Source organism: Aquamicrobium terrae (assembly GCF_040545735.1).
Taxonomy (GTDB): domain Bacteria; phylum Pseudomonadota; class Alphaproteobacteria; order Rhizobiales; family Rhizobiaceae; genus Mesorhizobium; species Mesorhizobium terrae_A.
Map to the genome: position 1 here is coordinate 14,628 of NZ_JBEPML010000025.1, position 14,634 is coordinate 29,261.

The window sequence follows — 14,634 nt, forward strand, 5'->3', positions numbered from 1 at the left end:
ATGCTCCATCTCGGCGGGGCAGTTGATCAAACGAGCAGAGCTTGAAATGGTTCGCGACTGCTCTGATCTCGACACAGGGGTTGCGGAACTGGATGTTACATCGGGGATCGTGCGGTCGGCACAGAGGTAGGAAGGAGGTTGGAAGATGGAACAGCGCAAACTTGTCTCTTCGGGATCGCCGCTTGAACCGGAGATCGGCTTCAGCCGTGCCGTAAGAGTTGGGCCTCACATTGCAGTGGCAGGAACTGCACCAATCGGACCGGATGGCAAGGCCGAACACAAGGGAAATGTCTACGCCCAAACGAAATTATGTCTGGAGATTGCAGCTAAGGCCATCACAGAGGCCGGCGGACATTTGGACCAAGTAATCCGAACCCGCCTCATGCTGACAGAAATCGATCAGTGGCGCGAAGCGGCCCGTGCGCACGGCGAAGTCTTCAGTGAGATCCGACCCGTCTGCACGTTCGTGCAAGTCTCCCGGTTCATCGATCCTGATTGGCTGGTCGAAATCGAAATGGACTGCGTCAACTCTGGAGGCTGAGATCTGCTACTCGGCCGCGATCTGATGGCCGTCGTTTTGGTCATGGTCGATCAGGATGCCGGCTGCCTGAGCCGCATCGATCAATGCTCTTCGCGCTTCGGACGGTTTCCGATTTCCCCGGAGGGTTTCAATGATGATCTTGGCAGCCTGGTTGTTTTTCGGGTTTAAGCCTTCCGGCCATTCGTGCAAAAGCACCCTGCCCGCTTCGGCAACCGTCCGAATCTGGCGGAGGTGTCCGAAGCGCGGGGAGACGACTACTGGTTTATGAAAGGGCTTGTCTTTCATCAGTCTAGTCAACGAAAAGAGCGGCAGGGAGTCAACGGGGAGCCGCCATGCCATATCGTCGGGATTTCAACATTGCCGCCCATCCTGCGCGAGCGGGTTCGTTCTTCCACTCACGTCCAGCCGTTCTCTGGCCGACGATCTGGCGGGAATTGCCTCGGCATGGGCCACGACAGCGGCGACCATGCTCATGATGCGATGCGATCGCAGTGCTACTTTCGACGCCCCTTGCCCGGCGCATCGGCGATCAGCCACTCAACCATGAAGGTCAGCGTCTCGTCCTCGGCCAGCGCTGACCCCGATGCACGGGCGGCAAACAGCCCCACCACGGCCAGATGCACCACCTTGCTCAGTCGCAGAGCCGTTACTTCGTCATAACCCAGTGCACGAATCTGCTGGGCAAGAAACGCCGTGCGGTTGTCCTCGATGCGGGCAAAGCGTCTGCCTATAGCGGGGTCGCGCGAGGCCCAGGCGCGGATCGCTGCTTCGGTTCGCGCCACATCGATACCGTTGGTTTCGGCATCCAGGGTATCTCTCGCCAGCACTCGCAGGCCCTCGGCCGGGTCAGCGACGGCCTCGGCCCGCTCGATCAGATCGGCCGTCCCTTCGCGTTCCCACAGATCGAACACCGCTTCAAGTAGCGCCGGCCGGTCGGCGAAATGCCAGTAGAACGACCCCTTGGATGCACCGAGTTGTTTGGCGATGCCTTCGACCGACACCGCGTCCACTCCGCCCGCGGCCAAAGCGCGGGTCGCCCCGATGATCCAGTCTTTCGGCTGCAGCGTATTGCGTCTGGCCATGGGTTTCCTGCGTCATTTTCGACTTCCATACGCACAAGTATGGACTCAGCGCAACTATTCACGTACCATACGGCACCGTATTGAATAGGGGCAGATCATGGCCATCCGAACGGACATCGGCACGCCAACCCCCATGTCAGTCGCCCCGATGCGGCGCTATGGCCTGCTGCTGGGCGCTGCCCTGAGCGGATCGGCGGTGGTCTATCATTTCGTCAGTGGCAACACCGAGGTGATGGTGCCGCTTTACGCTGCTGACCTGCCCCCTGAAGTCACTGCGGTGCTCGACATCGTCTGGTACGATATCGCACTGCTGGCCGCGATCGGCGCCATCGGAATGCTGGTCGCCGCCTATCGCCCGGCCTGGCGTATGCCGTTGGCCTGGTTCATCGGCGGGCACTACCTTGCCCTCGCCCTGCTCTGCCTTGGCTTCAGCTTCGCCTGGTTCGGCAATCCGTGGGACCTCATCCAGTGGGTCATCTTTGGCCCTATCGCGCTGATCACCATCTGGGCGGCGCGAGGTTGAGGAAAGACCATCGCGGACAAAATTCCAGTCTTATGTCGAAGAGCGTGGTTGTCATTCGTCTTGTCACTACAGACACCAAAGGGAGGTTCAAATGTCAAAGGTCACGTTGATCATGACAGCATCGCTCGACGGATACGTTGTAAAGCCGGATGGCATGGCCGTCGGCGCGATGCCGGAACCTCCAGAGTTGAAGCGTTGGAAACTCGACCGGATTTCGCATGCAAGCACACATATCATGGGGCGGGTCGTCTATCAGGAAATGAAGACGGTCTGGCCAACATCGAAAGACCCTTACGCCGCGCCGATGAACGATATTCCGAAGGTCGTTTTCTCCAAGACGCTAAAGGTTGCCGACTGGTCAGAAAGCACGATCGCGAGTGGCGATTTGGCCAGCGAGGTCGCGTCTTTGCGACGCAAGCACGATGGCGAAATTATTGCGTGGGGAGGCGCCAGCTTCGCTCAATCACTCGTGAGGGCCAATCTCATCGACGAATTCGCGATCATCACAAATCCCGTCGCATATGGCGGCGGAAAACCCTTATTCCTCGATCTGCCGAAGGCGCTGGAGCTGAAAATGCTCGCGAGCACGTCATTCTCAAGCGGTCATCTTCTGCGCCTTTTCACGAAACGGGATGAATGATGCCCCTGGAGCGAAACCATGACGAGCTTACTGGAAGGAAAATATCTTAAGCTGCGACAGGCTTCCGTCGATGACGTGGAAGCTCGAATTTCCTTAGGTAATCATGCCGAAGTAATCGAAATGTTTGCCGAAGCACGGTAAGCCTCAACAAGAGACAGTGCGGCTCGTTGGGTCCAAAGGCTGATTGATCATTGTCATGCTTGGGTAATCGAGGTTCACGGCAGGATCATAGGTGAGATCAGGCTGGATAGTGTCGATTTTCACGACCAACAGGCGTCCATGGCGCCGTGGCTCGACAGTCGCTGGGCGGAAGGGGCGCGGAACGCCCTAGCACTCTGGCGCGAGATCAAGGCGAAGGTTTTTCAGGCTAGAGCGACGTCATCTCGCAATGGGCCCAACGCCGACGCCTTGCGGGAAAGGCCAATCAGAGTGGGCTCGCCAGAACACCATCGGCACGAAACATCGCCCGGCTCATGACCACCGCACGCGATGAGCTTGCAAAATCCGAAGCAATACTGGTGGCGGCAATCGATGTGAACGTCCCTGAAGTGGTTGTCGCCCGCACGGCCATTGGTGACTTCCAGTCCATGATCCGCTCGAAGACAGCACGAAGGCTCGACGAGGAGCTGGAAGCTGCCCAGAATAGCCTGGTCGGATCGTTTGCCAGCGGCGTGGAAAGGACCTCGACGCTGTAAGAAACGCAATCATCTCACCGTGGTCAAATGGCCAGATCACACGCTTGAAGCTCATTAAACGCCAGATCTACGGGAGAGCAAAACTCGATCTGCTGCAAGCACGACTGATCGGCACATCGTAGGAGCCGCATGTCAGCAGGTGTGCGTGAGAGCCGAATTTCTGATGAAAACAGGAAGAACAGATGACGTCAGATAGTCAGAACAACGAATTCAGCCTATCCTCTCCGCACTAGGCGCAAGTGGGGTTGGTCGGCATGAGGGACCGCTGTCCGCTGACTGTATCGCCGCCGGGCAACGGATTACATCAAATTATTCCACGATAAATTCCACCGCCGCCGTTCCGCTGCCCGGATGGGTGGCATAGTCAAGGAGGAGGTTAGGGGCCGCTTGACGGCGCAAGTTGCGGAATCCTGCCAGCAAGGTGGCACGGCGCAGGTCGCGGCCCGCCGACAGGAGAAGCCCGTGCAAGAGGTCGGCCGCCATGAGGGCGTGGGCTTCAAGTGCGCCCAGTTGCGCCGTTGCTGCCATCGATGCGACGCTGGTGCCTTGCACCGCCAGCCTGTAACGGATTCCGGCCCCATTGAGCCGGACGCGCAAGGCGACAAAATCCTCTGCCATGCCGTAGAGGACAGCATCGCGCCGCAGCCGCGTAATCCATGCGTCGGCGGCGCCGGGTCTTGGCAGCAGCAGCACGGTGCTCGCCATGCCAACCGACAGATCATCCCCCAGCCGGTAGGATACCCCCGCCCTCGTCAGCGCTGCGGCGAGCGCGGCCAGACGCCCGTCGCCGGCATCGCCCGCCGCGAGAATAAGATCGCTCCGGCCGTCGGCCTTGATCCTGAGCGCGATTGCGTCGGCCACAGCCGGCCAGTCGGCCATCAGGCCGTGTGCGAGATCCCGGTCCTCGGTGCCCGCGAGTGGGAAAAACGGGAACAATACCGGCATCCCGTCGCCGAGCAGGTCCGCGATGAGACCGGAGTCGGCCGGCGCAAGGCCGATCATGGCGACGACCGGGCTGCGTTCCACCGCAGTCTTCAGGTCCGTGCCGGCCGCGACCCCGACCGGCCGCACCTTGACCGTGCGGCCGAAGATGCCGTGCGCTGGTATGCGCTCGGCAAGCGCCTGTTCAAGCGCGCCAGCATAAGCGGAGGCGAGCGCTTGCGAGCGCGGCGTGGAAAGCACGCCGAGATGGACGGCATCCGCCTCGATACCGCGGCGTTCGATAGCGGGAAGCGCCATGAGATAGGCCATTAGGGCATCTGCCTGTGCGCCATCGAGGCGATAACGGGGCATTGCCGCATCCAGGGCTCTGCCAGATGGGGAAATGCCCGTCTCCAGCGCCTTGCGAAAGAGTTCCGGTGTGTAGGCTGGCCGGCTGGCCACAGGCGCTGCGAGCTTGTCCCAGCCGATGGCTGGCATGACAGTCGCCCCTTCCCGTCCACCCGCCCCGTCAAGCCCGTGGCACCGGCGACAGGCGAAGCCCGTGCCGGGAAGATCCATTCCCATGATCCTGGCGGTGACGCCGACGCCCGTTTCGAAGATGGCGCGGCCGGCGTCGACCTCGTTTGCGGTCGCCACGCCGCATGCCGCGAAGAAGCCGAGCGCGGCGAAGGCACACCTCAAGAGGCGAACCCGCGCAATTCCTCCAGAACCCGCTCGGGCTTCGGCAGACCGACAATGCGGCGGAACCGCCCGCTTCGCGCATCCCCGATCAAGAACATCGGATCATGGAACTGGATGTCCGCCGCCCTGGCATCGAAGCGGCCGAGCAGCAGGTCGATGTCGGCCGGTGCGCCGGTCAACCACAGCCACTGTGCGCTGGCGCCGGCCTCCCTGGCCGCCTCGCGCATCTTCCGGGGCGTGTCGCGCGCCGGATCGATGGTGATGGAGAGCAGCCGCACAGGCATGGGGACCTCGGTCCTCGCCCTGTCGTCTATGGCTTTCATGACCACGTTGCCGACCGGGCAGATGGTTTCGCAGGTGGTGAAATTGAAATTCACGACCAGCAGCGCATCGCCGACGGCTTCCTTCCTGAGGCTCAGCGCCCTGCCCTCACCGTCCAGCACGGCGATGTCCGGCAGTTCGATGACCTCCATGGGAAAGGCGCGGGCGCCGTCCACAGTCTCGACCGCTGCGCTCCGGTTCATCAGCATTGCGCCACCGCCGCCGAGACCGGCCGCCAGAAGGGCTATCAGGAAATATCTGACAGGGATCATGAACCGACCTCCAGCGTGGCGGGGGCGATTGCCTGATTGGCGGATGGCTGTACGGCGTAGGTGCCGGCGCGGGGCAGGAGGATTTCCGCCGCCAGCCGCCCCCCGCCATCACGGCGCGCGATGAACCGGCCTGTCCAGCTGAACGATAGGCTGGGAACGATCAGTTCGACGCTTTCGGCGGAATAGGCCCGGCCCTTGTCGTCCACGACATCGACGAAAACCGTTTGCCGGACTCCCGCGCGGAGGCCGCCCGCCGCAGGCGTCACGCGAAGCGTGAGTTTCGCCGGCCTGCCTTCGGATGCCGCGCCTTCGACGCGGATCGGGAAGCAGACGGTCATGCCTGCGATGCCGGTCGTCAGCACCAGTTCGTGTTGGCCCGGCCGTGCGATGCGTGCGAAGGTCTCGTAGCGGCCGGGCGACACTTCGCGGAAGCTGCGGTCGGCCACCTTGATTGCCATCGGCACGCCGCCGCGCAGGCGCACCGAATCCATTGGCGGCACGTCGCCGATGGCCATCTCCTCATGCAGGATGAACCCGGTATAGCTTTCGGCGTTGACCGCCAGAACAGTCCGGGAAGGCAGGAGTGGGACTAGCAATCCTTTCGTCGTCCCGGTATCGGCGCCGGCAACGCCGATGGGAACCCTGCGGATCGACGGCGCGCGCCCGAGCGCGATCGTCGCCGGGTCGATCGCCAGCACCGCCGACTGATCCGCGAGCATCAGGTAGACGGCCCTGTCGGTGAACGCCATATCGGTAACCGCGCCATCGACCGAAACCGCCTGCACGACCTGGGCCGTTGCGATATCGACGATGGTGACGATGTTGCCGCTGCCGGAAAAGGCGAAGGCGTAGGTTCCCGAAGGATCGATCGCCACCCGCGCCGCCGACCCGGCAAGGGGCACGGATTGCGACGATTTCGGTGCATCGGCGAAGCGTATCTGGGCCCGCATCCCGTCGCGCTCCAGCAGGACGAGGGCCGCGCCCGCCGTGGCGGCGGAGGTAATGCCCTGCCCGGAATGGACGCGCGCCCGCTCCTGCCCGGCCGCGCGATCGACGAGCACGCCGCTGCCGTCCGCCGCATATGCGAAAAACGTCGAGCCGTCGCTTGCCTCGACAATTGCAACCCCGCCCGAACCGACCCCGACATCCGGCAGGCGTTCGCCCCGATTCGAGAAGTGCGCCAGACCGCCGGTCCCGGCCTGCGCGACCCACACATCGCCCTCCCGGCCGACGGCGATATCCGTGGGTCGGTGCAGGTCTTTCGCGAAGGGCTTTCGCGCGCCGTCCACCAGCGAAACCGCTTCCACGGTCCCTGTATCCGCAAAGGCGAAATAGGCGGTCTGGCTGCGCGGATCGACGGCGAAGCCATCCGGCTGCGCGTCGAAGCGGGCCGCGCCGATCATGTTGGAGGAGCGCAAATTGAGCTTGGGATCGACGATGCCGAAACTGCCGTCGCGATTGAGCTGGGCCAGCACGATGCCGTTGAGATCGACCGAATCTTCGGCGATGCTGCGGGTCACCCGAAAGGCACGCGCCGCATCCTGGCAACTCATCGCGCCGTCGCCAAGCGGCCTGATCCATGCCTGCAGGAGCATGCCCTTCGGCGGCGTGCCGGTGACGGCGTCCATCAGCACGACACCGATGCGGAAAGGCGAACCGCGCTCCGGTCGCTCGATCGTGTTTCCCTGCCCGTCGGTCAGGGAAACGGTCGCCGTGAGGCTCGACTGGAACGTGTCGGCATGAGCGCCGGCGCAGGACAGCGCGGCCAGTATGGCAGCAGCACGTCCCGCATGGCGCAGCCGCCTCATTGCTCTTGCGCTCCGTCGACGGCGGGCGCGGTGGGCCCGCCGGCAATGGCCGCGCCCTCCGCTCGCCTGCACATCGTCGCGGAAGCGGCCGCGCCCTCGGGCACGACATCCAGCAGGCCCCACGCACCGGCGGCCCTTATAGGCGTCGGCCCGTCGAACCACAGATAGCAGCCGGCGGCGAGAGGCTTCGTCAGGGCCGCATGCATCGCCTTGCCGGGGGCGAGCAAGGCGGAGTGCGGGAAGCCGAAGCCCGGGAACAAGTCGTCATAGTCCTGCCCGATGGTGACGAAGGCGCGCTGGCGCGCACGCCCGCCGGGGTGGACGACATGAATCACCACCTCGTCACCGGCTTCGGCGCGCAGCACCGGCACGTCGGTGCGGCCCGCACCCGCCTCTTCGTCGCGCAGCATGTAGAAGGAAGGCCCGAAATCATAGGCATTCAGGTTGAAATGCCGCTCCGGCGGGTCGCCTCCGCCAGAACCGGCTTCACCCCGCAGCCTGACATGCAATGGTGCGGCGCGATAGTTCACGCCGGCCTCGCCGAGGTCGTAGCTATCGTCGCAGACCGCGCAGTCGGATACGAGGCGCGGCGACAGGGGCGTGTCGGTGGCGGTGTCGCGCCCGACCCACCTGTCCCTGCTGGCCGTGTCGCGCAGGTTGAGGCCGTCCTGCCAGAACAGGGTGAACTCGCGAACCCGGTGCGCGGCGCCGTCCTGCCCGTCGAGCGTGTAGCGCACCGCCCATGTCGGCCGGTCGCGCTCACCCGAGCCGCGCACCGCCGCATGGACGCAGCCTTCCCTTGTCGCCTCATCGCAGGTGGCGACAAGGGGCTCCAGCCTCATGCCATCGTTACGGGAGAAGCCGGCATGGCGCGGATTGACCACCACCGCTCCGAACAGGCCATGCACGCCGTGTCCGATCACATCGCCGGACGACTTCATGGGCAGCGCCCCGAAGGCATAGGGCATCCAGTGGACGGAAGCCGAATAGAGCTGGCGCACATAGTCGTTCCAGAGCCGGAGCATGTCGTCCCGCAGCGCGGGATCGCTTGCGAACAGCGGCTCTATGGAGACCGGCGGACCGCTTTGCGGCACATGGATCTCATAGCCCGCGCCGTTGACGTTCAGCGTCCGGGCGGAGCCGGCGGCAGCCCTCCTCACCTCCAGAACCGGCACGGCCAGATCAAGCCGCGCCAGCACCGCATCGGCGAAAGCGAGCTGGATGTCGCGCACGGGCGCGCTGTCCTCGGCCAGAAGGTCCTGCCGTGAGAAGGCCGGAAGCGCATCCGGGTCGAAGCCCTCGGGAACGCCGACCCTGCCGGCATAGAAGGTCAGTTGCTCGATATTGGCGGCGCGCTCGCTCCATACGTTGCTGTCACGCACGGTCAGCCTGCCGGTGCGGGAGGGGGCCAGCGCGCCCTTGCGGTTCCAGCCCGTGGGACGCGAGACGTCCTGCTGGTGGTTGAGCACGGGCAGCGGCAGGTCGAGCGCGAAGCGCGCCGACGGCCTGATGTTCGAGCGGTCGGCCTGCACGAAGCGCAGCGGCTGGTTGGCGTGCTCCTCGCCTCCAACGGCCTCGTCGGGCGCCCAGTCCGGCTCGACATTGAGCGGCACGATCCTCGGCATCGGCGCATCGCCGAGGTCGTCGATCAGGCCCTTGCGGTTCCTGTAGACTGGCAGATTGCCGCCGAATTCCTCCAGCGCATTGACGATCGTCAGCTTGACGCAATCGCCCGCCCGCACATTGAGCACATAGGGCTCGGGCCGGCTGTAGGCCTCGCGCACAGCCGCCACGACGCGGGATGCGTCGATATTCGTCCACGCGCCTTCGCGCTCCAGCCAGTCGGCCCATGGCGTGCCGGCCGGTGGAGACGCTGTGATGCGCCTCGGATCGACCATCGCCAGGAACAGTCCGTTGCGGTCGTAGAGCCCGTTCCCATAGGGCGTGCCCGTATCCGGCTGGCCCGGCAGGGAGCGGCCGAACACGCGCCGCGCCTCGATAGCGATCGCCGTGGCATGGACGACTGGCGCGCCGATACGGCAGCCGAACACCGTCGGCGTCGCCGGCCGGTCGTCGTCGGGGCGCGCGGCAGCCTCGGCGCCCCCGCGCGGCAGCGGCTGAAGCCGCTTGCCGATCCTGTCCTTGCTTTCAAGGCAGGTGCGGATGGCCCCGCCGTCGCCGATGTCGCGGCCGAAGGCGGCACATTCCGCCAGCGCCGTGCCATCCCTGGCGTCCTGGTCCTTGTAGACCCTGAGCAGGCTCCAGGCACCGTTCCACAAGGCGTCCACCGAGCCGAAATGCTGGAGTGTGTCGGAGGGCGTCAGCGCGCGCAGGGCCGCGAGCCGGGCTTCAGTGGTGGCGGCCGCCTGCGCGGATGCCGGCGCGAACCTTTCGGCTCCGCCCAGATCATTGCGGTAGGCGGCCGCGAACTCGAAATGCTCCGAGATGCCGACTTCCTGCGCCGCGATCCGCCCCTCGACGTTCAGGCATTCGGCCATGTAGTTTTCATAGGCCTCCCAGTAGGCATGGTCTGCGGGAGCCGGGAAGCTTTGCGGCCCCTGGCGCAGCCATTGATGGTACTGGTCGGGCCTGCCGGCGCCGGAAAGGAGCATATCGGGCAGTCCTTCGCGCTTGAGAACCCGCGCCTGACATGCCTTCCAATGCGTGCCGAGCGGCGTATCGTCGTCGAGCGGCACCATGCCGGAGGCGAAGCGCTGGTCCACGTTGCGCGGCCAGTTGTAGCCTTCCAGCGTGAAGGTGTGCTGCACCTCCTGCGCGCCCTGAATGAGGCGGAACATCACGCGGTCGGACGTATAGGTCTCCCAGACCGGCGTGGCGGGATCGCCATGCAGCGAGGACAGGAAGACGTTGGCCATGTCGCCCTGCGGGAACGGTTTTTGCATATCGATGCTGCACCGTTCGCGCACGCCCGTCTCGAGCGATGAGAGCCAGTGCGGTAGCGGCTTCAGGGCGCATTCCCCGCCGCTGCTGGATGCACCCACGCGAAGCGGCAGGGGCTCCCCGAAATAGTTCACCAGATAGGGGTCGTGATGATCGACGGAGATCGATTCCGGACGCTGGGGCGGCGCAACCGGCTTTGCGAGGCGGCCCAACGCGTCGTCCCTCGCATAGCCTGCGGCCATGCGGCGATATTCGACCAGATGGGTCCGCAGCGCATCGCTGTCCTCCTGCGTCATGAGGCTGGCGAGCAGGTCGGCGCGATGCTCCGCGGCGTCGCCCGGCCGCCCGGCCGCCGCCCAGGCCGGCGGCACGTCGCCGGGAGCGCCGAACCAGCCCGCGTCGTCACGGGCGAGCGCCGAGCCGCACGCGGCCTGCATGCGCGCGGGATCGGCGGCGTGCCGCGCCTCGCAGGCCAGCGTCCCCATGCCCTGCGAGGTTTCCGCTCCCTCGGCTGACGCCGAAAGGCGCGAATCGAGATCCGCCGCCGTCTCGCTGTCGCGCGGGTCGTAAAGGGTGGCGAAGTCGGCGACGGCGAGCGCGAACTCGCGATAGTTCACGCTTTCCGGGTCGAGCGCACCCGGATCCTCGACACGCTTGTTGGTGCCGACCCAGTTGGCGTCTCCCATCTGCAGGCTGCGGTCGCCGCGCGCCTGCGTGCAGGCGCCACCGACAGCCGGGTCGCAGATGCGCGCGCGCGCCGGCTCGATGACGAGCGCGGAATAAAAGCCGTGCTGCTGGATCGAGGACGGGCCGAAATGGTCGTGGGTGAAGACGGTGCGCATAGTGCGGTCGAAATTGCCGGCCTCTGCGCCGCCATCATCGCCGCTGCGCTTGCCGGAGAGGATGGGATCGGCGAACCAGCGCTGCACCGTGGTCTGGAAGCGACGAGGCTCTTCGCTGCGCTTCTTGCGCCACAGCTGCTTGTGCTCGGACTTCACCTTGTAGACCTGATGGCCGTTTTCGGTGACCTGCTCGCAAAGCTCCGCGCCGAGCAGGGCAAGCTCGCCGGCGGCGCGCGTGGCCTTCACCTCCATGCCGGCGGTACGCGCCGCGCAGATGCGCGCGGCGATCTCGTCCGGCGCCAGCGTGCCGTCCTCGTAGTTGAAGCCGTTGCCGGAGCCGTCCGACGAGGTAACATCGAACTTCACCAGATGGATGTGCTGGCCGATCGTGTCGGTCGGCGTGCGAAGCTGGAAATCGTCGAGCTCCAGCTCCTTCGGCAGTTCGTTGGTGTGGCGGAACTCGATGCATTCGCCCGACAGGGCGCGGAAGAAGAACGGCTGCTCGCTGGCGCTGATGCGCGGCGAGATGCGGCCCTCGCCGTCCTTGTAGTGGTCCGAATTGGCCGTCAGCACGTTGATGCGCGCCTGCGGGTCATGCCATCCGGCCCGGTTGGTGACGAGGTCGAGTTGCACGGCCGATGCCTCGTAGCGCCGGTATCCGCTGACCGCCGGGTCCGGCCAGAAGGGGCTGCCACCTCCGACGATGAAGGGATCGCCGCCCTGCTCGCCGGGGTCCTGCTGCGACAGGCGCGGCGCGCCGCACGGATCGGCGAAGGGCGCGCCCGGCTTCGGCGCCGAGCCGTTGACGAAGAAGGTCGCGCCGGGCGTCGTGCCGAGGGACGGATAGCCGGCGCTCGCGCCGTCGAAGGCGACGGTGCTGCCGTCCGCCTTGCGCAGCGACAGGGCCGGCCCCTGCCATGCGACGCCGTTGGCGTGGAAGCCCATGGCGGCCTTTTCGAGCGGTGTCCCGTCATAGTCGAGTAATGTCAGCTCGGAACTCGTCAGGTGAGCCGTCATGTCGCCCAGCGCAAGCGCCTTGGCGACGACCTGCGACTGCTGCTTCTCCCTCTTGCGCACCGTGTCGCTGGCCAGCGCATCGGCCTGTGTCTGGATGTCGGCAGGGAGTGCGACGGGCTCGGCAGGCAGCTTGAAGGGAAGTTCTCGCCCGGCATTGTCGGTCACGACATGACGCGGCATGCCTCCGTCGAGATATTCGCCCGCCGGCAGTTCATGTCCGTCCGCCGCGCGTGCAATGTCCATGGGCGCCTGCGGCGGGCGGTGGCCGGGCTTGCCCGCGACATAGAAGGGATAGCCGGGCATGGTCGTTCCCGCCTGTTCTTCCTGCGCGTTCTGCGGCGGCGTCAGCGTGCCGTCGGCCTGCTGCACGATATCGCCTTCCGGATAGGTCGGCAACAAGGGCCAGGCATGTCCCGGCAGCGGAACCAGCGCGGGCACCGGCGTCCCAACGAAACGCGCCTCGCCGTTCGCCTGCACGATGCGCCGGCCCGTCTCGGGATCGACGCTGCCGCGCCGCTTCTTCGTCTTGCCGAACACTTCGGCCAGCGAAAGCCCGGGCTCGAGCTGCCCGTCCGGCAGTCGGCGCGAGCCGTCCTCCAGCACGTCGTGAACGCGCCACAGCTCCCACATGCCCTGCGCGAAATGCGGGTAGAGATGGCAGTGGAAGATGGAGTCGCCGATGGTGCGGTTGCGGTTTCCGGAACCCAACGTGCCCCACCAGCCCTTCTTCTGCTGCTCGTCTGCCGCGTAGGAACGCATGCCGCCATGGTAGATATTGTAGGTGAAGCCCTGCTGGGGCGCGACCGTCTGGGAGTCCAGATAGCTGCCCCGGCCGGTGTCGTTGCCGGAGAACCACTGGTGCGCATGCAGGTGGAAGACATGCGTCTCCTTCGGCCCGGCATGGAAGTTGCGGAACACGACCTCGTCGTTGAGATAGGAATGATGGACGTTGGACGGGTCGTCGGCGAAATTCTCCAGCAGCGCCGGATCGCCATTGGCCCATGAGGTGAGGAAGAACTCCTCGTAGAGGCATTCCATGCAATTGGCGGACGGGCCGATGCCCTTGCGGTTGGCGAGCAGGATCGAGCCCATGCCGCTGGCGCCATAGTTGATGGCGAAGCCGTCGCGCACGCCGGCGAGTTGCCCGGAGGACGCCAGCTCCTCGAAGTTGCGCGTGTAGAAGCTCTTCAGCTCGTCGTGGAAGAAGACGGAGAATTCGCGGAAGGCGGTCGCGGGCGTATCGCCGGCCTCCGGCCTGTAGACGATCGCATTGAGGTCGGAATGCACGATCTCATGCGCATCCGGGCCGCGCTCCATGGTGAGCTTCAGGATCGGCACGCCGCTGCCGTCGGTCTTCTCGTAGCTGGCGATATCGGCGACCTGCGCGCCGTCGCGGGCATGGGGCGCGGTGCCGGCGGGGTCCCATACCGCGTCGAAGGCGCCGCGCGAGACCTGGCTGCGATACCAGCCCGTGCCCTTCTTCTCCACCACCACCGCGCCGAACAGGCCGTGGGTGATGGAGCCGCCGTCGCCCTCGCCGCCGGAGGGAGCAGCGGTGCTGGCCATGAAATAGGGGCCCTCGCGGTCTATCTGGTAGTAGCAATCGATCGCCTCATCCGGCGCGACGGCGGCGAGGCCGGTGCAGGCAGGCTCGATCCCGTCCTGTTCGCCCGCTTCATTGACCGCCGTGAGACCCTGGATCGCGAAATTCAGTCCGCGCGTGCGAGGCCAGTTGCCTTCGTTGGGCGCGCCGTCGGTGGTCTGCTGGGCCGCGCTGCCGGTGGCACAGGCCGCCTCCCCGTGCGCCACGCTGTCGTCCGGCCGTTGCGAAACCCAGTTGCGGATGCTGCGGAAAAAGCTGTCCTGATTGCCTTCGCCCTGCCGGCAGAAGGTCTCGCTGAATCCCGGGTTCTTCTCGCGCAGCAGGTTCGTCAGGCGCAGGTGGAGGATGTCCCCGACATTGGCGCGCAGCACTAGCGGTCGCGGACGCTTGCAATCCTTCAGCCGCACAGTGCCGGCCTCGAGCGGGCCGGTGCCCGGCTCGGTGCCGAGTTGGTGCCCGCACGCATCCGCATCGACTGCAACGGGCGGCTCGGCTGCCGCGCTGAGATCGCGCTTGAGCGTATAGATCATGCCGAAGGGGTTGAAGGAGCCGAAGCGGTTATAGACGAGCGTCTGGTCGAGTGCGGCCACATCTGCGCAGACCGTGCGTTTTCCCGCTATGGATGAACATGCCATGGCGTCACGATCCGCATCGGAGACGGCCGCCTTGCCTGGAACCGGCAGCAGAAAGACCTGCGCCAGAAGACATGATTTCACCAATTTAAGTCCAAGTTTAGGGATACTCATTGCAAACCCCTCTCAGAACC

At 65.3% G+C, this 14,634-nt stretch carries 9 protein-coding genes and 1 pseudogene; 4 read left to right on the forward strand and 6 right to left on the reverse strand.

Going from position 1 to position 14,634, the window contains the following annotated elements:
- The first annotated feature begins 145 nt into the window (after window positions 1-145).
- Window positions 146-541, forward strand: a complete 396-nt coding sequence (locus tag ABID37_RS23535) for a RidA family protein (protein WP_354199305.1) — start codon at window positions 146-148, stop codon at window positions 539-541.
- Window positions 542-547: 6 nt separating this feature from the next.
- Here ABID37_RS23535 and ABID37_RS23540 read toward each other — a convergent pair whose 3' ends face one another.
- Window positions 548-826 carry a DUF982 domain-containing protein gene (locus ABID37_RS23540; protein ID WP_354199307.1) on the reverse strand — a complete coding sequence of 93 codons (279 nt, stop codon included), beginning with the start codon at window positions 824-826 and terminating at the stop codon, window positions 548-550.
- A 209-nt stretch (window positions 827-1,035) separates the two neighbouring features.
- Window positions 1,036-1,623, reverse strand: a complete 588-nt coding sequence (locus ABID37_RS23545) for a TetR/AcrR family transcriptional regulator (RefSeq protein WP_354199309.1) — start codon at window positions 1,621-1,623, stop codon at window positions 1,036-1,038.
- Window positions 1,624-1,720: 97 nt separating this feature from the next.
- Between ABID37_RS23545 and ABID37_RS23550 the strand changes: the two genes are divergently transcribed.
- The 3 genes and pseudogenes from ABID37_RS23550 to ABID37_RS26270 all read left to right on the forward strand — a co-directional run.
- Window positions 1,721-2,146 carry a hypothetical protein gene (locus ABID37_RS23550; RefSeq protein ID WP_354199311.1) on the forward strand — a complete coding sequence of 142 codons (426 nt, stop codon included), beginning with the start codon at window positions 1,721-1,723 and terminating at the stop codon, window positions 2,144-2,146.
- Between the two features lie 91 nt (window positions 2,147-2,237).
- Complete coding sequence (locus ABID37_RS23555; protein WP_354199313.1) at window positions 2,238-2,786, forward strand: dihydrofolate reductase family protein; 549 nt, start codon at window positions 2,238-2,240, stop codon at window positions 2,784-2,786.
- A gap of 644 nt (window positions 2,787-3,430) precedes the next feature.
- A pseudogene (locus ABID37_RS26270) lies at window positions 3,431-3,603 on the forward strand (ISL3 family transposase); the annotation flags it as partial.
- Between the two features lie 187 nt (window positions 3,604-3,790).
- Here the strand turns inward: ABID37_RS26270 and ABID37_RS23565 are convergent.
- The 4 genes from ABID37_RS23565 to ABID37_RS23580 are packed head-to-tail and all read right to left on the reverse strand — an operon-like array spanning window position 3,791 to window position 14,584.
- A complete protein-coding gene (locus ABID37_RS23565) occupies window positions 3,791-5,059 on the reverse strand; it encodes a c-type cytochrome (protein WP_354199316.1) in 1,269 nt (422 codons plus the stop codon).
- A gap of 41 nt (window positions 5,060-5,100) precedes the next feature.
- Complete coding sequence (locus ABID37_RS23570; protein WP_354199318.1) at window positions 5,101-5,697, reverse strand: SCO family protein; 597 nt, start codon at window positions 5,695-5,697, stop codon at window positions 5,101-5,103.
- Window positions 5,694-7,505, reverse strand: a complete 1,812-nt coding sequence (locus ABID37_RS23575) for a hypothetical protein (RefSeq protein ID WP_354199320.1) — start codon at window positions 7,503-7,505, stop codon at window positions 5,694-5,696. The genes ABID37_RS23570 and ABID37_RS23575 overlap by 4 nt, the downstream gene beginning before the upstream one ends.
- On the reverse strand, window positions 7,502-14,584 hold the full coding sequence (locus ABID37_RS23580; protein WP_354199322.1) for a hypothetical protein: 7,083 nt from the start codon (window positions 14,582-14,584) through the stop codon (window positions 7,502-7,504). The genes ABID37_RS23575 and ABID37_RS23580 overlap by 4 nt, the downstream gene beginning before the upstream one ends.
- Window positions 14,585-14,634: the final 50 nt, after the last annotated feature.